Origin of the sequence: uncultured Sulfitobacter sp. (assembly GCF_964021855.1) — a bacterium.
Lineage (GTDB): Bacteria > Pseudomonadota > Alphaproteobacteria > Rhodobacterales > Rhodobacteraceae > Sulfitobacter.
Genome location: NZ_CAXHZD010000002.1, coordinates 108,305 through 127,518, shown reverse-complemented (window position 1 = coordinate 127,518; position 19,214 = coordinate 108,305). Strand labels below are relative to the sequence as shown.

Sequence of the window (19,214 nt, the reverse complement as noted above, 5' to 3'; positions counted from 1 at the left end):
TCCTAAATGGGCAGGCCGACGACAAAGCGCGCGCCAAGCGGCTCGGACGTGATGTCAGCCTCTGTCGGGCGAATGTTTTCGGCCCAGATAACGCCGCCATGTGCCTCGACAATCTGTTTCGAGATTGCCAAGCCAAGGCCGGAGTTATTTCCGAAATGTTCCTCGGGGCGTTGGGAATAGAACCGTTTGAAAATCTTAGAAAGCGCCTGATCGGGGATGCCGGGGCCGGTGTCTTCTACAACGACCAAAACGCGGTTCTCGCGTTTGCGAGCCCAGACGCGGATGGCGTCGCCATCTTCGCAAAAGGACGCGGCGTTGGTGATGAGGTTCACAAAAACCTGGGCAAGCCGTGCTTCAAGGCCATGAACGATAATCGGCTCGTTCGGCAGGTCCGTGATGAAATCGATGCCCTTTTTGCGGGCGTCTTCACCTAGGTATTGCGACAGATTACCGATCATGGCGAGCAGGTCGAACGGTTCTTCTTCTTCCTTGACCAGTTCGCTGTCCAAGCGTGACGCGTTGGAAATATCGCTGACCAAGCGGTCAAGACGCCGCACGTCATGGTCGATAACATCCAGCAATTTTTCACGCTGGTCCTCGCGTTTGATCAACCGCAACGTCCCCACGGCAGAGCGCAACGATGCCAGCGGGTTCTTGATCTCATGAGCCACGTCCGCCGCGAACTGTTCGTTTCCGTCGATGCGATTATACAATGCCGACACCATACCGCGCAGCGCACCGGACAGGCGGCCAATTTCGTCAGGGCGCGCAGTAAGATCGGGAATTCGAATGCGGCCCGGGTTCATCTTGCGCGCATCCTTGTCGCGCCCCAGTTCAGCCGCCGCGGCCAAATCAGCCAAAGGGTTGGCAATCGTTGAGGCCAAAACAAGGCTAAGCCCGATGGACACAAGCGTCGCGATCACGAACATCTGCAAGACGCGTTCACGCTCGCCGCGCACAAGTTCATCAATCTCTCCGGCTGCGGATGTCACGGCAACCACGCCGATTGGCACACCGTTCTGCGCGATGGGTGTGGATACCGTAAATAAGGTACCACCATCCGCATCAAGGTTGTTCTGGATTTGCGTCCCACCCGAAAGCGTGTTCGAGATCATCGTCTTGAGCTGGTCTTGGATAGGCAAAACGTCCGTAGGCGGGACCCGCCCAAAGGGGTTCGAAAGCGTGTACCACAACCAGTTCAGGCCATCGGTCAGAAAGGTTTTTCTGGGCTGGCGGGTGCCCTCTGTTGGGGTCCGGCCCTCTGATCTTGTCAATAGGGTTTGATCCGGTGCGAAAACGAAAACCTCGATCCCGCTGCGCAGGTCCAACCGGCCCAGGCTTGCGGCCACATCAATCGGTTCATTCGCAGCCAGATCTACCGTCGCACCTTCGGGCAATTGTGCCTCGAAAATATCGGCAATCAGTTCAGCTTCTGAAACCAACGACGCGCCGCGTTGCACGGCCAGACTATCGCGCGAGGAGTTGAGGTATAAAATACCCGCAACCAACACATTCAACGCAATCAGATTGAATGTAATAATTTTGCGCGTCAGCGGCGAGGTCCGCAAGGAAAAGAGACCACGGCGTGCACGGCTGCCACGTAATTCATCAGTCGCGTCCGTGTCCGGTGCAACCCAATCGTCGCCCAGCACGACATCGCCATCCTGAATATTGGTGGCTGTGTCTCGCACAAAATCCCTTTCGGCAATCGCCATCCTTCAGATCAATCCTCGTTATATCTGTAGCCAATACCGTAAAGCGTCTCAATCGCCGAGAATGTGTCATCCGCCGTACGCATCTTTTTGCGAAGACGCTTGATGTGGCTGTCGATCGTCCGATCGTCCACATACACTTGGTCATCATAGGCCACGTCCATCAACTGGTCGCGTGATTTCACAAAGCCGGGGCGCTGCGCCAAGGCCTGCAAAAGCAGGAATTCGGTGACGGTCAATGAAACGTCATTGCCCTTCCAGCTGACCGCATGGCGCAAGGGATCCATGCGCAGGTCGCCGCGATCAATAACCTTGGTTTCTTCGGTATCGCCGACTTCGTTTGTTTCGACCGCTTCCTGACGGCGGAGTAGCGCGCGGATGCGTTCAACCAAAAGCCGCTGACTAAAGGGCTTTTTGACATAGTCATCAGCCCCCATGCGCAGGCCGAGCACTTCGTCGATTTCATCATCCTTGGAGGTCAGGAAGATCACCGGCATCGCGGTTTTCTGACGCAGCCGCTGCAGCAGATCCATCCCATCCATGCGGGGCATCTTGATGTCCAGCACAGCCATATCAGGCAGCTTTTTATTGAAAGCGTCTAACGCCGCCTGCCCGTCATTATACGTTTCAACCTCAAAACCTTCTGCTTCGAGAGTCATCGAAACCGACGTCAGGATGTTCCTGTCGTCATCTACCAATGCAATTTTCGACATCGCCCGTTTCCTTATACTGCTCAACTATCACTTTTTTCTTTAACTGATCGTCAATTTGCGGTGGCGAATCAATGCTAAAGTGCGAATCACTCGCGCATATGGCCTTATTTCCCCCACAATTTGGTTAGGAATGACTAAATTGCCGCACTTACTGTGTCATAATTGCAAAACCATCCGTTGTTGAAAACCGCTCCTTTGGGGGCTGGCCAACAAAGAACAAGATGATGGCGCTAACTGTGTCAAAGCTGCCTGTTCATCCGATAAAACGCCGTGCTAAGACGCCCACATGGTCAAGCAGACCAAGCATTTTATGCACTAACTGGCGTCACTCATCGGCGCACCTACAGGAGACATCACATGACATTAGGCCGCGTAAATCCGCAATTCCGCCTCGAAGACCAAGGCATGAGCGGGCTAGGTAATGTCTATTACAACATGATCGAACCTGCGTTGGTGGAAGCCGCGCTGAAGCGTGATGAAGGCACTTTGGGCAAAGGCGGTGCCTTTCTCGTCACAACCGGAAAGTTCACAGGCCGGTCCCCCAAGGACAAACATGTCGTAAAAACGGACAGCGTTGCCGATACGATCTGGTGGGAAAACAATGCCGAAATGTCGCCCGAAGGGTTCGACGCATTGTACCAGGACATGCTGGCGCACATGCAGGGCCGCGACTATTTCGTACAAGACCTTGTTGGTGGGGCCGACCCGAAACATGCCATCAATGTGCGCATGGTAACCGAGCTTGCCTGGCATGGCTTGTTCATCCGCCACATGCTGCGCCGTCCCGAACGTGACGCGCTGGACGATTTCATCGCGGATTTCACGGTGATCAACTGCCCCAGCTTTTCAGCCGACCCTGCAAAACATGATTGCCGTTCCGAAACAGTGATCGCGATGAACTTTGATAAAAAGGTCATCCTGATTGGCGGCACTGAATACGCCGGCGAGAACAAAAAATCTGTCTTTACCCTGCTGAACTACTTGTTGCCCGAAAAAGGCATCATGCCGATGCACTGCTCGGCCAACCACGCCACCGGCAACCCTGTCGATACGGCTGTATTCTTTGGTTTGTCTGGCACGGGTAAAACCACGCTTTCAGCAGATCCGGGCCGCACATTGATCGGTGATGATGAACACGGCTGGTCGGACAACGGCACCTTCAACTTTGAAGGGGGCTGCTATGCCAAAACCATCAACCTGAGCCGCGAAGCAGAGCCAGAGATTTACGCGACAACCGAGAAATTCGGCACTGTCATCGAAAACATGGTCTTTGACGAAGAAACCAAAGAGCTCGACTTTGATGACGACTCTCTGACCGCGAACATGCGCTGCGCCTATCCGCTGCACTACATTTCCAACGCGTCTGCCAAGGCAACGGGCGGTCACCCCAAGAACATCATCATGCTGACCTGCGACGCATTCGGTGTATTGCCCCCCATCGCGCGCCTGACACCGGCACAAGCAATGTACCACTTCCTGTCTGGCTTCACCTCAAAGGTTGCTGGCACCGAGCGCGGCGTGACAGAGCCGGAGCCTACATTCTCAACCTGCTTTGGCGCGCCCTTCATGCCCCGCCGCCCTGAGGTATACGGTAACCTACTGCGCGAAAAGATCGCCACCCACGGCGCGACCTGCTGGTTGGTGAACACCGGCTGGACCGGCGGCGCTTACGGCACCGGTAGCCGCATGCCGATCAAGGCGACGCGCGCTCTTTTGACAGCGGCGCTCGACGGGTCAATGGCAGAGGTCGAATACCGCAAAGACGCCAACTTTGGCTTTCAGGTTCCTGTATCCGTCAATGGGGTTGCGGACATTCTGCTGGATCCACGCCGTACATGGGACAACCCGGAATCCTATGACCGCCAAGCAGCAAAACTGGTCAACATGTTCTCGGAGAACTTTGAGCAGTACATGCCCTATATCGACGAAGACGTTAAAGCCGCCGCAATCGGTTAAGTCCCAGATCGAATATTAGAAAAGAGCCGCGGCAATCCGCGGCTCTTTTTGTTCAGGCGGCTTGTACCGCGAGATCAGACATAGGCATCTCAAGGATGAAACGAATATCCTCGTTTGACATGTAGGCCATGAAGCCTTCGATCGGCGTGTCCTGACCGGTCAGGAACCAACGAAGGGTGCCCGGTTCAGTATGCATATAGCCATGGCGGGCAGGGAAGCCTTTTAGAACCACCGAGTTTTGCATAAACGCGATCACGTGGTCAGGGTTCCAATGTTGAATAGACTGCCAGAATGCATAGCGCCCCAAGATTGAGGACAGGCCCGCATTTCGGAATTCTCGTGGTGTCGTGCCTACCCAGAACTCTCCGTGATAGGCGACCGTTCCGGCGATCCGCTGCGCACCGGGCCCTGCGCGGTATCTTGAACGCTGCAGGTCAATATCAACGCCGGGTGGTGGAAACTCAGTAAACGAGCGTCGCAAATACTCTGCAAGGTTCGCCCCGCCAAGATCAAGCATACGCATTGCTTGGGTATGCATAACGTCGCCTTTGGCATTTCTGCCGACGATCCAGAACGCGTTGCTCTCGTTCATTTCATGCAGTTTGGGGTCGAATGGCATCCCCAAGAGGTGCCCGGGACGTGCTTCTTTCAGGATTTCGGTATACTCATTAAAGTCATACCCAACCGTCAGGCTGATCCCTGCTTGGCCCAAAAGAGCCATACCATTCGCGAGGAATCGGTCCCCTTCTTGAAAGCGGTGCAGCGTCATCAGAAATTCTCCTTTGATACATTTACACATCAAAGTTAACGCAAATGGCGCTTATACGCTCGTTTTTTTTAGAATCCCGTCAGAATGAGACAATCGCATCGGATGGCATCACCTTAAGAGTCGACTGATCAAGACCCGAAATCGTAATTGATCGCGATCTATCAACAACGGCAATCAGGGCAAAACTTCCGTCTGGAAATCGACTGGCCATCAAAAGTCTTTTGTATGCCAATGGGATAGGACCTCCGCCCTCCTCTCGTGGAATTTGGGTCACGACTTCGTCCAGCCGAACCCCACCGTGTGCTTGTACTTCGCGAAAGGGGACATCAAGCATTGCCTCAAATTCAGGCCCCCCGGGAAATTGCCCCAGTGGACGGCCAATGCTGCTGCGCGCATTTTTCCATCCCCACCACTTAGTATAGAATGATTTTTCACCGACTTCGACGCAAAGCCACCCACTGGGTGAGTCGCGATAGACAAGAATATAGGGCCGGTGCTCTTCGAAATATGGGCTGTCTAGTTCACCGTTGCTTTGAACCCAGCCCTTAAATACTTCGCGCAGCATAGATGATTCGTCTTGCCAGATTTGGGTCAAAGGTTGCTGCTGCTGGTAAAAAGTCCACCCATTTGGCTCTTCGTGCGACAGTTGATGCAGCCCGTCGATGTTGCGAATCTTGCCCGTAGACCAGATATCAGCGCGTCCCAGCAGCTCAATTGCCTCGGGTAGCACCTCGTGTCCGACCTCGGTAAGTTGGTATCGACGGTTATCAACCGTAAACAAAGTTTGGCCCATTCTCTCTTCGAGACTGGCAATGTGCCGTCTCACCGTTTGACGCGTACTGTCCAGCTTTATAACGGCGTGGCTAAGGTTCAACGTGTCAGCAAGAACCACGAAAGAGCGTATCATTTCATACAGCAAGGCCGGCGCTTTCTCGCGCACTTTTTCCATAGCTTCAATTTTCATTTCTTTGGTCATAATGATCCGATGGTAAATTTATAATACCTTAATACTACATTTGTAACACGTCTAGGGTGCATTGATAACCACAAATTGAAAATAACTACCCAATTGATCGGAAAACGAGTTCTGGCGATGACTATGGGACAACAACCAGAGGTATTAGTGATTATGTCCCATCCCGTAGATGTTCATGTAGGTAAAAAGTTGAAGCAAATTCGCACCCTACGCCGTCTCTCCCAAACCGATGTTGCCAAGCAACTCAATCTGTCTTTCCAACAAATTCAGAAATACGAAATTGGATCGAACCGCGTCGCTGCCAGCCGCTTGTTTGAACTGTCTCAGATCCTGAACGTCGCGCCGTCGTATTTTTTCGAAGGTCTGCATGACAACACCAATGATGCGCCCAAAAGCGACCCAAGTGTTGAAATCGTCAGCGCCTTGGCATCAATCCGTGACGACGGGGTCAAGTCGCGCATTGTGACATTTATCGAAGATGTGTCCGGCGTCACCGTCGCGCGCCAGGGCTGAGGCGTTAGCCCATCAGCCCGCGGCGCACGAGATTCGCGCCTGCGATCAAAAGAATGACAAGCGTCGCTTTTCGAAACGACGCCTGATCAATTCGATCCATGATCTGGCTGCCCAGCCACATACCGATAAGGGCAGGCACGATCATGGCGATCGAAAACGGGACCGTGTCGGCCCGTAGCACCCCAGACCCGAAATGCGCAAAAAGCAGCGCAACCGCGCCAAGGCCGTAAATCACGCCCTGCACGCGCATCTGATCCTGCTTGGGTGTGCCAAGCGCCGTCAGATATGCAACCGTTGGCGGCCCCCACACACCTGAAACGCCACCCACAGCACCAGCAAAACCACCTACCAACACCTCAATCTTGGTAGATCGTTGGGCAAGGCTAAAGCTGCGCCCGACAAGCTGCCACAGCGCGAACAACGTGATGGGTACGCCGATGACCAAGGCCATCGTCTGCGGCGATAAAAAGCGTACCATCTGCGCAGAGAGCACCAGCGTGATACCCCCAGATATCAGGAACACCTTAAACATTCGCGTTGACGCCCACGCCGCGTGCAATCCCTGACGCAACGCCTGAAACAAGTTCGTCGCCACCGTGGGAAATATCAGCCCCGCCAATGCAAGCTCGGGCGGTAGGAAAAATGTCAGCCCCGAAATCAACACCAAGGGCATCGCGAATCCCACGACCCCTTTTATGAACCCCGCCACCAGCGCGATACCAAAGGCAAAGACCAGTTGCTGCGGCGACAGAAATGCAAAAAATATATCCATAACGCCGTCATATCAGTTGAAATGACGAGTGCACGAAAATTCCGCCGCGTAATTTTCATCCAAATTGACGCATGAAAACGTATCTTTATTGTGCTGCACCTGCGAAAGGAGTATCCCCCTCGCAAGCTAGAAAAGGACTGTACGAAATGGCACATGATGGACACGGCTTGACCAGCGGCGCGCAAGTCATACTTGATGATCTTCTTGAATTGACCGGGCAGGCATTGGCCCCCGTCGACGAGATTTTAGAAAAAGCCAAAGCATCCGTGCGCGACGTGGTGTCGGTTGATGGTCGCGTTTCAAACGGCTTGGTCGAGGCAAACCAAACTTCCTCGCATGGCTTGGCGTGGTTGGCAACATATGCGCAGTCTTTGAACCAGATGCAGCTTTGGGCAAAAAAGCTTAGCGCTGACGGCCAGTTCGGCGAGACAGAGCAGTTGATTCACCAAATCGCGTTCGGCGAATACCTTTGGCAGATCTACGGCGGCATCCAAATGAACCAGGGCGAAATCCTTCGCCTGCAGGATATGGGTTTGGGGCAAGCTGATCAACGCGGCCTCATGAACCCTGCGATCCAAGCGCTTACCCAGCACGGCAACACCCAAGCCGCCCGCACGCGCCTGGTCGAGCTGATGCAGGAACAGTCCGCTAATGTCATGTTTGGCCGGTCCGGCCTCGACGAAGAACTTGAGATGATTCGCGAGCAGTTCCGCCGCTATGCTGTGGAAAAAGTCGAACCCTTTGCCCATGAATGGCACCTCAAGGATGAGCTCATCCCGATCGAAGTCATCAATGAACTGGCTGAAATGGGCGTCTTTGGCCTGACGATACCAGAAGAATTCGGCGGCTTTGGCCTATCCAAGGCCTCCATGTGTGTCGTGTCCGAGGAACTCTCCCGCGGCTACATCGGTGTGGGTTCCCTCGCCACCCGTTCTGAAATCGCAGCTGAGCTGATCCTCGCAGGTGGGACTGACGAACAAAAAGCCAAATGGCTGCCGCGTATCTCAAGCGCTGAAACTCTGCCGACTGCGGTGTTTACCGAACCGAATACCGGGTCTGATCTTGGGTCTCTGCGGACCCGTGCCGTGAAGGATGGCGATAATTACAGCGTCACCGGCAACAAGACCTGGATCACCCACGCCGCGCGGACCCATGTGATGACATTGCTGGCCCGCACCGACCCGAACACGACAGACTACAAAGGTCTGTCGATGTTCTTGGCTGAAAAGACACCCGGCGACGATGCCAACCCTTTCCCGACCGATGGCATGACGGGTGGCGAGATCGAAGTGCTCGGTTATCGCGGCATGAAGGAATACGAACTGGCATTCGACGGCTTCCAGGTAAAAGGCGAAAACCTGTTGGGCGGCGAAGAAGGCAAAGGCTTTAAACAGCTGATGGAAACCTTTGAATCGGCGCGTATCCAGACAGCGGCGCGTGCAATCGGCGTGGCGCAATCAGCGCTGGATATCGCCATGCAATATGCGATCGACCGCAAGCAATTCGGCAAATCCCTGATCAACTTTCCCCGCGTTTCGTCAAAACTGGCGATGATGGCCGTGGAGATCATGATTGCCCGCCAGCTAACCTATTTCTCGGCGTTCGAGAAAGACGAGGGCCGCCGTTGCGACGTGGAGGCTGGCATGGCGAAACTGTTGGGTGCACGTGTTGCATGGGCAGCTGCCGATAATGGCCTGCAAATCCATGGCGGCAACGGCTTTGCCTTGGAATACAAGATCAGCCGCGTGTTGTGTGATGCGCGTATCCTGAACATCTTTGAAGGTGCAGCTGAAATTCAGGCTCAGGTGATCGCACGCCGCTTGCTTGGCTAATCCAAACGGCTACCATCTGTCCGGCACAAACCATGTCGGGCAGATGCTCAAACGAGGGCTACGCATGCTTCACCCCGCCACGCTCGCGCTACCCCTCGCCCTTCTTGCGGGGTGCGATGCCGACGAAACCCTGCGCAGCTATGGCGGGGCCGACAAGACATGGCAGTTGGTCGAACTGAACGGCGCGGCGTTTGCAAACACGGCGACCCTCACCTTTCCGGCAAAGCACAAAGTCGCAGGCAACGGCCCCTGTAACCGTTTCTCCGCGACGCTGGATGTTCCCTATCCTTGGTTCAACGTGACGCAGGTCGTTTCAACCAAAATGGCCTGCCCGGCCTTAGCCCAAGAAACGGCATTCTTTGATGCACTGTCGGCGGCGTCGATATCCGAAGTCCTCGGCGACACGATGATCCTGTCCAATCCCGGCGGGCTAATGATGGTCTTCAACGCTGCCGACTGAACGCGTCGATAAAACGCGCGCGTGCCTCTGGCAGCGGCCTCCCTCCCAGATCGCGGGCCAGACGGTGCTCCAGAAAATAGCCCGTTGTTTTCAGGCCTGCCGCAATCTCGTCGTTCGCGGCGTCGCCCTCCCCCCGCAATACGGGCGGTAGCGGCAACATTTTGTCGGCCCATTCGCCAGCCCCCTCGCGGGTCACGGCCCTGCCGGATTTTGGCGATACGAACGCCAACCCCTCCTGCGCCCCCGTCACGGCACAGGCGCTTAGATCCAAGCCATAGCCAAGCTCTTCCAGCAGGCTTAGTTCCCATTGCAGATACGCGAGCGGCCACAGATCGCCCTGATCCAACAAATCCAACAATGATTGTGTGCGATGGTACAAAGGCGCATGCGGTTCACGCTCGGGCAGCGAGAACGACAACAAAGCAGTGACCGTGTTCAGGCCTGCAAGGCTCAGACGGTCTTGCATCGCTGTGACGGCGCGACTGCGCACGGGTTCCACCGTAAACGCACCGATATGATCCTCAAGCCGTGCGCGCCACGCCACATCAAGCTGCGCACCAGGCTGAAGGATCGGCGCAATCTTACGACTGGCCCCGCCTCGAACAATGCCCGCATGCCGCCCTTGCGAGGGGGTGAACACCTCAATAATGGCCGAGGTTTCCCCATGTCGCCGCGCGCTCAGCAATATGCCCTGATCGCGCCACTCCATCAGCTCAGCCCCTCATCAAACAGCAAATGCCGCCCTTGCCGGTCCTCGACCTCGATCACCCAAAGATCAGGGTCAAAACCGCGTTGCTTTGCGATAGACGCATCCACATCGGCCTCCGCCCCGCTGGTCATCTCGACCCAGGCGCGTTCGCCGCTCATCAGATCAAAGCTTTTGTGAAAAAGTGCTGCGTTGCCATCAAGGGTCGCAAGCTTGACCAAAACAATCCCGCCCGTGTCATCGCCATGCGCCACAACAAACGCAGGAATATCAAAGACACGCAGCCGCGCCAAATAGGCGTCGACCCAGAACCGCGCCGTCAGCCGCGCCATGCGCCAACCCCAATTCCAAATGGAAAAAAATCCGCCCCGCAGGGTCGGTTAATCCAGCAATCAGACATTGCCGTCCTTAAACTCCAGCCCCATTTCAGTATAGCGTTCTGCGTCATCCAGCCAGTTCGGCCGTACCTTAACCTGCAAGAACAGATGCACCTTACGGCCAAGGAATTCTTCGAGCTCCTCGCGGGCCGCCTTGCTGACCGACTTAATCGTCTCGCCTTTGGCACCCAAAACGATGCCCTTGTGACCGTCCCGAACGACATAGATCAACTGGTCAATCCGGGCGCTGCCGTCTTTGCGTTCTTCCCAGTTCTCGGTCTCGACGGTCATCTGATAGGGCAACTCCTGATGCAGACGTAGCGTCAGCTTTTCACGGGTCATTTCTGCCGCGATCATGCGCATCGGCAGGTCGGCGATCTGGTCTTCGGGATACAGCCATGGCCCCTCGGGCAGCTCACCCGCCAGCCATTGGCGCAGCGTATCAATACCATGACCACGCTCGGCCGAGATCATGAATGTTTCCACGAATGGGAACCGCTCGTTCATCTCTTTGCTCAGCCCCAGCAGAACCGGCGCATCGACGCGGTCGATTTTATTGATCGCCAAGGCCACTTTACGACCCTCGCCAATCCCTTCTAACCCTTCCAGAATCCGCTCGACGCCTTCGGTCAGGCCTCGGTTCGCCTCGATCAACAGAACGACGATATCAGCATCCGCAGCGCCACCCCATGCGGCGGCAACCATGGCGCGGTCCAAACGGCGGCGCGGCTGGAACAGGCCGGGGGTGTCAACGAACACCAACTGGCTGTCCCCTTCCATCGCGACGCCGCGAATACGTGCGCGGGTGGTCTGTACCTTGTGGGTTACGATCGACACTTTCGCGCCGACCATCCGGTTCAATAGCGTGGATTTGCCCGCATTGGGCTCACCGATCAGGGCGATAAAGCCAGCACGCGTGGTCATGAGTTTTTCTCCAACTGTGCCAAAAGCGTTTTGGCGGCGGCCTGTTCGGCCTGACGTTTCGAGGGGGCTGTCGCGACAGCCTTTGCCCCATTTTCAACCTGTGCAGATATTGTAAACACCGGCGCATGGTCCGGCCCCTGCCGGTCGGTCTGTATATAGGATGGCGGCGGATACCCACGGGCCTGCGCCCATTCCTGCAACGCTGTTTTGGCGTCGCGGGCATCTTGCTTGACCGTGTTAACACGATCACCCCAATGCCGCAGGATAAAGTCTTTTGCGGGCTCCAGCCCACCATCCAAGTAGATCGCTGCGATTATTGCCTCGATTGCGTCGCCCAGCAAGGCTTGCTTGCGGCGACCGCCAGACAGCATTTCGGACCGCCCCAGTTTCAGGACCGCGCCCATATCGATTTCACGCGCGACATCGGCACAGGTTTCCTTGCGCACCAACGCGTTGAACCGAGGGGCCAACTGCCCTTCGGTCGCACCCGGGTCCAGCGCCAGCAACGCTTCGGCCATGACCAGACCCAACACCCGGTCGCCCAGAAACTCCAGCCGTTGGTTGTCGTCCCGGTTGGCCGAGGACATCGACGCATGGGTGACCGCGCGATTTAGCAGTTCGGGTTTAGTAAAATTATACCCGATACGGCCCTCAAAGGCTTTTAGATCCGCGCTTAACTTCACTTGATCGCTTTGAAAAAACGGTCGCTGCGCCAGGTCCAGAAGAACAACATGGACCGCCCGCCCGAGCTGAACATGATCCGGTCTGCACGGCCAATCAGGTTTTCAAATGGAACAAAGCCAACGCCGCCAGCCTGCTGCGCCAAACGGCTATCGGCAGAGTTGTCGCGGTTGTCACCCATAAAGAAATAGTGCCCTTCGGGGACGGTATAAATGCCTGTGTTGTCAGATGCCTGATCGCCAATGTTCAAAATCGGGTGCTCGACACCGTTTGGCAGCGTCTCGATCTGGCGGGACTTTTTGCAAACGCCGCCTTGGCCAATGGCCCCGTTTTCGCAACGCGGCCGCATGCCTTGCGGGCCTTGACGCTCCATCGTTTCTTCAAAAACGCCATCGTCGCGCAGTTTTACCGCGGTCCCGTTGATGCTGACCACGCCGCGCGTAATTTGAACCTTGTCACCCGGCAAACCAATCAAACGTTTGATATAGTCGCGCCCCGAAACAGGGTGACGAAACACCACAACGTCGCCACGCTCGGGTTCGGATGCGAACAAACGAGAGTTGTCGCCGTCAAACACACCGCAGATGTCTTTTGCATCAACTTCGATACCAAAACGCGGGGCGATAATGCTGGGGCAGGACGCATAGGAATAGCCATATGCCATCTTGTTCACGAACAAGAAATCACCGATCAACAGCGTCTCTTTCATGGACCCGGACGGGATCCAGAAAGGTTGGAAAAACAGCGTGCGAAACACCCCTGCAATCAACAACGCATAGACGATTGTTTTGATGGTCTCGACAAACGCGTTGCCTGTTTTTTCCTTCGCGGCCATGCTGGCGCTCCTGATGATCCGTTTGTGGTTACATGCGGGCAGGAATGCCCCAAGTCAAGCGATGCGCGGCGCGCCAGCACATCCATAGCGAGAGATATCAAAGTAATGGCGGCAATTACCTGATTGGGCGCGCCTCAATCACCACGAAAGCCTGCGCCCAAGGGTGATCGTCGGTCAATGTGACGTGGATAATCGCCTCGTGACCTGCTGGCGTCATTTGCACCAAACGCTCTGCCGCCCAGCCCGTGACATGCATCACCGGCTGACCGCTGCGCAGGTTGGTGACCGCCATGTCTTTCCAAGCGATCCCCATCCGCAGGCCGGTGCCAAGCGCCTTTGAGCACGCTTCCTTGGCCGCCCAACGTTTTGCATAGGTGCCTGCAACGTCGCGGCGACGCTCGGCCTTTTGTTGTTCAATGTCCGTGAACACACGATTGCGGAACCGGTCGCCGAAACGGTCAAGCGTCCCTTGGATACGCTCGATATTTGCAAGATCAGTTCCGATACCAAGGATCATAGCGCCGCCTTACTCTTCCCGTGCATCGTCCATCAAGCGGCGCATCTCTGCGATCGCCGGACCCAGCCCAAGAAAGATCGCCTCGCCGATCAGGAAGTGGCCGATGTTCAGCTCTTGCACCTCGGGGAATGCGGCCACGGGGGATACGGTGTCATAAGTCAGCCCGTGGCCCGCATGGATTTCCAGCCCCAGATCATGCCCGAACTTGGCCATCTCCTCGAGCTTTTGCAGTTCCTTTTGCGCCACTTCCCAATGCCCTTCGGCAAAGGCGTCGCAATAGGCACCGGTGTGCAATTCGATCACCTCGGCACCGATGCGGTTGGCCGCTTCGATCTGGCGCTTGTCGGCCGCGATGAAAATACTCACGCGGCAGCCCGCCTCGCGCAGGGGGGCGATGAAATGGGCCAGTTTGTTTTCTTCGCGCGCGACCTCAAGGCCGCCCTCGGTCGTGCGTTCCTCGCGCTTTTCGGGCACGATGCACACTGCATGCGGTTTATGGCGCAATGCAATCGCCTGCATTTCATCCGTCGCCGCCATTTCAAAGTTCAGCGGCACGGTCAGCACCTCTTGCAGCCCTTCAATATCGGCGTCGGTAATGTGGCGACGGTCTTCGCGCAGATGCGCGGTAATGCCGTCTGCGCCTGCGTCCTGTGCGGCGCGCGCTGCACGCAACGGGTCAGGATACACACCGCCGCGCGCATTTCTTACCGTGGCAACATGGTCGATATTAACCCCAAGTCTCAGCTTACCCTGCACTGCCATGATCACTCCCCTTCTGAGCCGTCTGCTCTATAATGCGTTTCGCTTCTGCTTTGGCCGCAGCCTTTTTCTTGAGCGCCTCGAACTTCGCTTTGATCACACCTTTTCGGCGTTTCTGATAGGCCCGCAACAGCGGCACCGACAGATAGTAGGCGATGGTTGCGCAGATGATACCGGGCAAAATGCCCCCGATCAGATAGGGGTAAAACACCTGATGCCAAAATACAGTCAGCCCAGACCAATCCGCGGTGCGGTCCGTAAAGATTGCAATGAAATTGGCAAACAGGTCATAACCCGCATCGACAAATTTGCCGCCGAATGACCGGTGTTCCCCGCGCCCCATCGGAGAGCCAAGTATCCAGTGCCCCATCGACAGGGATGACAGCCCAATCGGCACATAGGTCAGCGGGTTGCCAAAAAACGTGCCCATCAAGGCGGCCAACATATTGCCCCGCATCAGCCGCGAGACCAACGCAGCCACGATAAAATGCATCCCGTAGAACGGCGTAAACGTCGTGAATACACCCGCCCAAATGCCCCGCGCGATACGTTCGGGCGTGTCTGGCAGGCGGCGCATCCGGTGTTTGACGTAATGAAACGCACGAGTCCAACCACCACGCGGCCACATGAACTCGGCCATGGCACGCAATGCAGGTTTCGGGTCGCGACGTTTAAAAATCAACTCTTCGTCCTTGGATTTGGCAAACTTCGCGTGCTCAGGCTTCTTTGTCGTTCGCTTTCAAAGCCTTCATGTTTCTATGTCGGCTGATCTCAGCCACTTCGCTTTCTGCCTCTAGGGTCGGCATCAAAGAATGCAGATGCGCTATGTCTCGCAGCTCTACGTAGATCAGCAACCGGTAAAAGTCAGGTTTGCGGTCCAAAAATTCCAGATTTGAAATATTGGCCCCCGATTGACCAATCAACGTGCAAATCCGCCCCAACACACCGGCCCCGTTGCCAATCGTCAGATCCAGCGTCGCGCCATAAGCGGCGGGATGCGGGCCATCATGCCAGCGCAAATCCAGCCAGCGTTCCGGTTGATCCTCGTAGGCCGACAGCCGTTCACAATCAATCGAGTGGATCGTGACGCCTTTGCCGCGATAGGTGATGCCAACAATGCGTTCACCCGGCAGCGGCTGACAACACGGGGCACGGTCATAAGACTGCCCCGGTTGCAAACCGACAACGGCGCGTTTTTGGTCCACCTGTTCACCCGGTTTTGGCTGCAGATGCGGATAGACGGATTGTACGATTTCGCCGCCCGTCAGATCGGCAGAGCCTAGCCGCGCAAGCAAATCTTCTGGGCTGTCCAATCTTAGGTTCCGCGCCGCCGTCCGCAGCACTTTTTCGGTCGCGCGTTTGCCAATCTGTTCAAAGGCAGAACGCGCCAATTCGCGCCCAAGGCTCACAAACCGCGCACGATCAACCTCGCGCAGGGACCGGCGGATCGCGGTCTTGGCCTTGCCGGTGGTCGCAATGTCCAACCACGTGACCTGCGGCGTTTGGCCTTGTGCGGTAATAATCTCGATCGACTGGCCGTTTTTGACACGGGTCCACAATGGCACCCGCATCCCGTCGATCTTGGCCCCCACGCAGGCCGACCCGATCCGCGTATGGATCGCATAGGCAAAATCAATCGGCGTCGCACCACGGGGCAGCTTGACCACTTCGCCCTTGGGCGTAAAGCAGAACACCTGATCGGCATACATCTCAAGCTTGACCGCTTCGAGGAAATCTTCGTGATCTTCTTCGGAATCGAGCTGTTCAGTCAGTTGCGCGACCCATTTCACCGGATCAACGGCAAAAGGGTTCCGCGACCGGACACCGTCGCGATACGACCAATGCGCGGCCACACCCGTTTCGGCGACATCATGCATCTGGCGGGTTCTGATCTGAACCTCGACCCGTTTGCCGTCGCGACCCGAAACAGTTGTGTGGATCGACCGATAGCCGTTGGTTTTAGGTTGGCTGATGTAGTCCTTGAACCGGCCCGGCACAGCCCGCCAGCGCCGGTGAATAACCCCAAGCGCGCGATAGCAGGCGTCGTCAGTGGTGGTGATCACCCTGAAACCATAGATGTCGGACAGCCGCGAAAACGACTGATCCTTTTCCTGCATCTTGCGCCAGATCGAATACGGCTTTTTCGCACGGCCAAAGACCTCGGCCTCGATCCCGGCTTTTTCAAGCTCTTGGCGCATATCGCCGGTAATCCGCTGGATCACATCGCCGGTTTCGCGCTGCAAGGTGATAAAGCGCCGGATAATCGATTGCCGCCCCTCGGGGTTCAGCACGCGAAAGGCCAGATCCTCCAGCTCTTCGCGCATCCACTGCATACCCATGCGCCCTGCAAGCGGCGCATAAATGTCCATGGTTTCGCGGGCCTTTTGAACCTGCTTGTCCGGGCGCATCGATTTGATGGTGCGCATGTTATGCAAACGGTCCGCCAGCTTGACCAAAATCACCCGAAGGTCCTTGGACATCGCCATAAACAGTTTGCGGAAATTCTCGGCTTGTTTGGTTTCGGTCGAATTCAGCTGAAGATTGGTCAGCTTTGTAACGCCATCAACCAGCTCGGCCACATCCTGGCCAAATCGTTTTTCGACCTCGGCGTAAGACGCCTTGGTGTCTTCAATCGTGTCGTGCAGCAGCGCGGTGATGATCGTGGCATCGTCCAGCTGCTGCTCGGTCAGAATAGCGGCGACAGAAACCGGATGCGTGAAATAGGGCTCGCCTGAATGGCGAAACTGCCCCTCGTGCATCTTCTCGCCGTAGTCATAGGCGAGGCGGATGTGGTCTTCGTTGGACTTAGGGTTATAGGCGCGAACAAGCGCGACAAGATCGTCAGCCGTAATTTCGGCGGTGTTCATGCCTGTACTGCCTCATAGCCCCGAAGGGCGCGGGTCTTAGCCCTGCCCTTGCGCTGCCATCAATTGCCGCAGCAACATTTCTTCGGACATGCTGTCTTCTTCCGGCTTGTCCTGTTCAGCCCCCATAAGCAACGCCATTGCGTCCTCTTCTGGTTCGTCAACTTCGATCTGGTTCTGATTGCTTTCGATCAGGCGCTCGCGCAGATCGTCAGCAGACTGCGTTTCGTCAGCGATTTCGCGCAGGGAAACGACAGGGTTTTTATCATTGTCACGATCAACTGTAACAGGGGAACCTGCTGCAATTTCACGGGCACGGTGCGCGGCAAGCATAACAAGCTCAAACCGGTTTGGAACTTTGTCCACACAATCTTCAACGGTGACGCGGGCCATAGGATGCTCCAATCATGAATGCTGCAAGAAGCCGACTATTTAGAAGCCCTTTGCGAGATTTACAAGGGCTTATTGAATCGGTCTGACTTCGTCCTTATCCTGTTGCGGCAGGTCATTCAACATCTGCAAAACTGTCTTGCCCAGCGTCGGATGCAGCCAGTCCGGCGCGATTTCGGCCATCGGTATCAATACAAAGGCCCGATCTTGAATTCGCGGGTGCGGCAGGATCAAATTATCCGGCGTTTCGGCCATCTGATCGCTAAGCGGCAACATGCGCCAGTGATTCTGTGTCTGCGCATCGGGGCAGACCGCTTCCCCAACCGCGATCAGGTCCAGATCAACAGATCGTGACCCCCAGCGGACATACCGCTCCCGGCCCAGGGTCGCTTCGATGTCATGCAATACCTCAAGAATGGCGGCGGGTGTCCAATCGGTTTGGAACCCGACCACGGCATTCACGTAATCTGGGCCCGACCCGCGCGGGAAGGCAGGGTTGCCGAAAAGCTGGCTCTTCGCTTGGATTTCGCATCCCTTTTGCGTCATCAACGCGATCGCACGGGTCACAGTTTCAGCCGGTCCACCTGCCGCCGATGACTGATTGCTCCCCAATGCTACCCACGCATGTTTTTGGCGGTTAGGTTCGCGACTTACGGATTTACAGTTGTTTATCACTTGCCGCCTCGTCACAAATAGCTATGGGTGCGCAAAGGGGATGATTGATTTCACGCAAAAAAACCGTAGGCTGAAGTATCATTCGTTAATGCCCCATACTTAAGAAGTCTATTTCGACAAGGACATCATATGTTTTATAAAGACGAACGTTTAGCACTATTCATAGATGGTTCGAATCTTTACGCCGCCGCCAAAAGCCTTGGCTTCGATATAGACTACAAGCTGCTTCGCACTGAATTCATGAGACGTGGCAAGCTTTTGCGCGCATTCTATTATACTGCATTGCTTGAAAACGAAGAGTACTCGCCGATCCGCCCCTTGGTCGATTGGCTGAACTATAACGGCTTCACGATGGTGACCAAGCCCGCCAAAGAATACACCGACAGCATGGGCCGCCGCAAAGTCAAAGGTAACATGGATATCGAGCTGGCCGTCGACGCGATGGAACTGGCACCGCATCTTGACCACATCGTAATTTTTTCGGGCGACGGTGATTTCCGGCCTCTGGTCGAAAGCCTGCAACGTCAAGGCGTGCGCGTGTCGGTCGTCAGCACCATTCGCAGCCAACCACCGATGATCTCGGATGATCTACGCCGCCAAGTGGACAACTTTATCGAACTCGAAGACCTGCGCGATGTCATCGGTCGCCCGCCACGCGAAACCAACGACGCCTGATCGGTAACAAATAGCCCGCAGTAATTGTGGTTTAACCACTGCGGGCACGCGTTCTGAAATGGTTTTTTGCGCAGTCTAAAATCAACACTGCATCAGATTTATACCATA

At 55.8% G+C, this 19,214-nt stretch carries 21 protein-coding genes; 5 read left to right on the top strand and 16 right to left on the bottom strand.

The window, feature by feature from the left end:
- Positions 1-2 precede the first annotated feature (2 nt).
- Together AADJ11_RS06780 and AADJ11_RS06775 are read right to left on the bottom strand one after the other, a co-directional pair.
- Entirely contained in the window at positions 3-1,715 is a 1,713-nt protein-coding gene (locus AADJ11_RS06780) for a sensor histidine kinase (protein ID WP_341233796.1), read from the bottom strand.
- 8 nt (positions 1,716-1,723) lie between these two features.
- Positions 1,724-2,425: a response regulator transcription factor gene (locus AADJ11_RS06775; RefSeq protein ID WP_341233795.1), complete on the bottom strand. Its 702-nt coding sequence runs from the start codon at positions 2,423-2,425 to the stop codon at positions 1,724-1,726.
- Between the two features lie 357 nt (positions 2,426-2,782).
- On the opposite strand from AADJ11_RS06775, the gene AADJ11_RS06770 reads away from it, so the two are divergent.
- Positions 2,783-4,381: a phosphoenolpyruvate carboxykinase gene (locus tag AADJ11_RS06770; protein WP_341233794.1), complete on the top strand. Its 1,599-nt coding sequence runs from the start codon at positions 2,783-2,785 to the stop codon at positions 4,379-4,381.
- Positions 4,382-4,433: 52 nt separating this feature from the next.
- On the opposite strand, the gene AADJ11_RS06765 is transcribed toward AADJ11_RS06770, so the two are convergent.
- The gene (locus AADJ11_RS06765; RefSeq protein WP_341233793.1) at positions 4,434-5,150 is read right to left on the bottom strand and encodes a hypothetical protein; all 717 of its coding nucleotides are present in this window, start codon (positions 5,148-5,150) and stop codon (positions 4,434-4,436) included.
- A gap of 79 nt (positions 5,151-5,229) precedes the next feature.
- Positions 5,230-6,126: a LysR family transcriptional regulator gene (locus AADJ11_RS06760; protein WP_341233792.1), complete on the bottom strand. Its 897-nt coding sequence runs from the start codon at positions 6,124-6,126 to the stop codon at positions 5,230-5,232.
- Positions 6,127-6,279: 153 nt separating this feature from the next.
- Here AADJ11_RS06760 and AADJ11_RS06755 point away from each other — a divergent pair, with 153 nt between their 5' ends.
- Positions 6,280-6,639 (top strand): helix-turn-helix transcriptional regulator, encoded by a 360-nt coding sequence (locus AADJ11_RS06755; protein ID WP_093917597.1) that lies wholly within the window; start codon positions 6,280-6,282, stop codon positions 6,637-6,639.
- A gap of 4 nt (positions 6,640-6,643) precedes the next feature.
- Here AADJ11_RS06755 and AADJ11_RS06750 read toward each other — a convergent pair whose 3' ends face one another.
- Positions 6,644-7,411, bottom strand: coding sequence for a sulfite exporter TauE/SafE family protein (locus tag AADJ11_RS06750; RefSeq protein WP_341233791.1), 768 nt, complete (start codon positions 7,409-7,411; stop codon positions 6,644-6,646).
- Positions 7,412-7,557: 146 nt separating this feature from the next.
- Here AADJ11_RS06750 and AADJ11_RS06745 point away from each other — a divergent pair, with 146 nt between their 5' ends.
- The gene (locus AADJ11_RS06745; protein WP_341233790.1) at positions 7,558-9,243 is read left to right on the top strand and encodes an acyl-CoA dehydrogenase family protein; all 1,686 of its coding nucleotides are present in this window, start codon (positions 7,558-7,560) and stop codon (positions 9,241-9,243) included.
- Between the two features lie 64 nt (positions 9,244-9,307).
- Positions 9,308-9,703, top strand: coding sequence for an META domain-containing protein (locus AADJ11_RS06740; RefSeq protein WP_341233789.1), 396 nt, complete (start codon positions 9,308-9,310; stop codon positions 9,701-9,703).
- On the opposite strand, the gene recO is transcribed toward AADJ11_RS06740, so the two are convergent.
- From recO to folK, 11 genes are all read right to left on the bottom strand, one after another.
- Positions 9,687-10,412 (bottom strand): DNA repair protein RecO, encoded by a 726-nt coding sequence (gene recO, locus AADJ11_RS06735; protein ID WP_341233788.1) that lies wholly within the window; start codon positions 10,410-10,412, stop codon positions 9,687-9,689. The genes AADJ11_RS06740 and recO overlap by 17 nt on opposite strands.
- The gene (locus AADJ11_RS06730; RefSeq protein WP_341233787.1) at positions 10,412-10,741 is read right to left on the bottom strand and encodes a DUF1491 family protein; all 330 of its coding nucleotides are present in this window, start codon (positions 10,739-10,741) and stop codon (positions 10,412-10,414) included. The genes recO and AADJ11_RS06730 overlap by 1 nt, the downstream gene beginning before the upstream one ends.
- Before the next feature lie 60 nt (positions 10,742-10,801).
- Positions 10,802-11,710 carry a GTPase Era gene (gene era / locus AADJ11_RS06725; protein WP_341233786.1) on the bottom strand — a complete coding sequence of 303 codons (909 nt, stop codon included), beginning with the start codon at positions 11,708-11,710 and terminating at the stop codon, positions 10,802-10,804.
- The gene (gene rnc, locus AADJ11_RS06720) at positions 11,707-12,393 is read right to left on the bottom strand and encodes a ribonuclease III (RefSeq protein WP_341233785.1); all 687 of its coding nucleotides are present in this window, start codon (positions 12,391-12,393) and stop codon (positions 11,707-11,709) included. The genes era and rnc overlap by 4 nt, the downstream gene beginning before the upstream one ends.
- Positions 12,390-13,226, bottom strand: coding sequence for a signal peptidase I (lepB, locus tag AADJ11_RS06715; protein WP_341233784.1), 837 nt, complete (start codon positions 13,224-13,226; stop codon positions 12,390-12,392). Before lepB ends, rnc begins: the two co-directional genes overlap by 4 nt.
- Positions 13,227-13,341: 115 nt before the next feature.
- A complete protein-coding gene (gene acpS, locus AADJ11_RS06710; protein WP_341233783.1) occupies positions 13,342-13,743 on the bottom strand; it encodes a holo-ACP synthase in 402 nt (133 codons plus the stop codon).
- A gap of 9 nt (positions 13,744-13,752) precedes the next feature.
- Complete coding sequence (locus AADJ11_RS06705) at positions 13,753-14,505, bottom strand: pyridoxine 5'-phosphate synthase (protein WP_341233782.1); 753 nt, start codon at positions 14,503-14,505, stop codon at positions 13,753-13,755.
- Complete coding sequence (locus tag AADJ11_RS06700) at positions 14,489-15,184, bottom strand: DUF2062 domain-containing protein (protein ID WP_341233781.1); 696 nt, start codon at positions 15,182-15,184, stop codon at positions 14,489-14,491. Before AADJ11_RS06700 ends, AADJ11_RS06705 begins: the two co-directional genes overlap by 17 nt.
- A gap of 34 nt (positions 15,185-15,218) precedes the next feature.
- Positions 15,219-17,369, bottom strand: coding sequence for a bifunctional (p)ppGpp synthetase/guanosine-3',5'-bis(diphosphate) 3'-pyrophosphohydrolase (locus AADJ11_RS06695; protein WP_341233780.1), 2,151 nt, complete (start codon positions 17,367-17,369; stop codon positions 15,219-15,221).
- Between the two features lie 36 nt (positions 17,370-17,405).
- Entirely contained in the window at positions 17,406-17,759 is a 354-nt protein-coding gene (gene rpoZ / locus AADJ11_RS06690) for a DNA-directed RNA polymerase subunit omega (RefSeq protein WP_093731733.1), read from the bottom strand.
- Between the two features lie 69 nt (positions 17,760-17,828).
- On the bottom strand, positions 17,829-18,431 hold the full coding sequence (gene folK, locus AADJ11_RS06685; protein ID WP_341233779.1) for a 2-amino-4-hydroxy-6-hydroxymethyldihydropteridine diphosphokinase: 603 nt from the start codon (positions 18,429-18,431) through the stop codon (positions 17,829-17,831).
- A gap of 129 nt (positions 18,432-18,560) precedes the next feature.
- Between folK and AADJ11_RS06680 the strand changes: the two genes are divergently transcribed.
- Entirely contained in the window at positions 18,561-19,106 is a 546-nt protein-coding gene (locus AADJ11_RS06680) for an NYN domain-containing protein (RefSeq protein ID WP_341233778.1), read from the top strand.
- Positions 19,107-19,214 lie beyond the last annotated feature (108 nt).

Bases quoted from the DNA above. Each gene is read 5' to 3' on its own strand.
- AADJ11_RS06770 (WP_341233794.1), top strand. From the start codon at position 2,783: ATGACATTAGGCCGCGTAAATCCGCAATTCCGCCTCGAAGACCAAGGC.
- AADJ11_RS06780 (WP_341233796.1), bottom strand. From the start codon at position 1,715: ATGGCGATTGCCGAAAGGGATTTTGTGCGAGACACAGCCACCAATATT.
- AADJ11_RS06695 (WP_341233780.1), bottom strand. From the start codon at position 17,369: ATGAACACCGCCGAAATTACGGCTGACGATCTTGTCGCGCTTGTTCGC.
- AADJ11_RS06745 (WP_341233790.1), top strand. From the start codon at position 7,558: ATGGCACATGATGGACACGGCTTGACCAGCGGCGCGCAAGTCATACTT.
- rpoZ (WP_093731733.1), bottom strand. From the start codon at position 17,759: ATGGCCCGCGTCACCGTTGAAGATTGTGTGGACAAAGTTCCAAACCGG.
- AADJ11_RS06775 (WP_341233795.1), bottom strand. From the start codon at position 2,425: ATGTCGAAAATTGCATTGGTAGATGACGACAGGAACATCCTGACGTCG.
- acpS (WP_341233783.1), bottom strand. From the start codon at position 13,743: ATGATCCTTGGTATCGGAACTGATCTTGCAAATATCGAGCGTATCCAA.
- AADJ11_RS06730 (WP_341233787.1), bottom strand. From the start codon at position 10,741: ATGGCGCGGCTGACGGCGCGGTTCTGGGTCGACGCCTATTTGGCGCGG.
- AADJ11_RS06755 (WP_093917597.1), top strand. From the start codon at position 6,280: ATGTCCCATCCCGTAGATGTTCATGTAGGTAAAAAGTTGAAGCAAATT.
- era (WP_341233786.1), bottom strand. From the start codon at position 11,710: ATGACCACGCGTGCTGGCTTTATCGCCCTGATCGGTGAGCCCAATGCG.
- AADJ11_RS06705 (WP_341233782.1), bottom strand. From the start codon at position 14,505: ATGGCAGTGCAGGGTAAGCTGAGACTTGGGGTTAATATCGACCATGTT.
- lepB (WP_341233784.1), bottom strand. From the start codon at position 13,226: ATGGCCGCGAAGGAAAAAACAGGCAACGCGTTTGTCGAGACCATCAAA.
- recO (WP_341233788.1), bottom strand. From the start codon at position 10,412: ATGGAGTGGCGCGATCAGGGCATATTGCTGAGCGCGCGGCGACATGGG.
- AADJ11_RS06740 (WP_341233789.1), top strand. From the start codon at position 9,308: ATGCTTCACCCCGCCACGCTCGCGCTACCCCTCGCCCTTCTTGCGGGG.
- AADJ11_RS06760 (WP_341233792.1), bottom strand. From the start codon at position 6,126: ATGACCAAAGAAATGAAAATTGAAGCTATGGAAAAAGTGCGCGAGAAA.
- AADJ11_RS06765 (WP_341233793.1), bottom strand. From the start codon at position 5,150: ATGACGCTGCACCGCTTTCAAGAAGGGGACCGATTCCTCGCGAATGGT.
- AADJ11_RS06680 (WP_341233778.1), top strand. From the start codon at position 18,561: ATGTTTTATAAAGACGAACGTTTAGCACTATTCATAGATGGTTCGAAT.
- AADJ11_RS06750 (WP_341233791.1), bottom strand. From the start codon at position 7,411: ATGGATATATTTTTTGCATTTCTGTCGCCGCAGCAACTGGTCTTTGCC.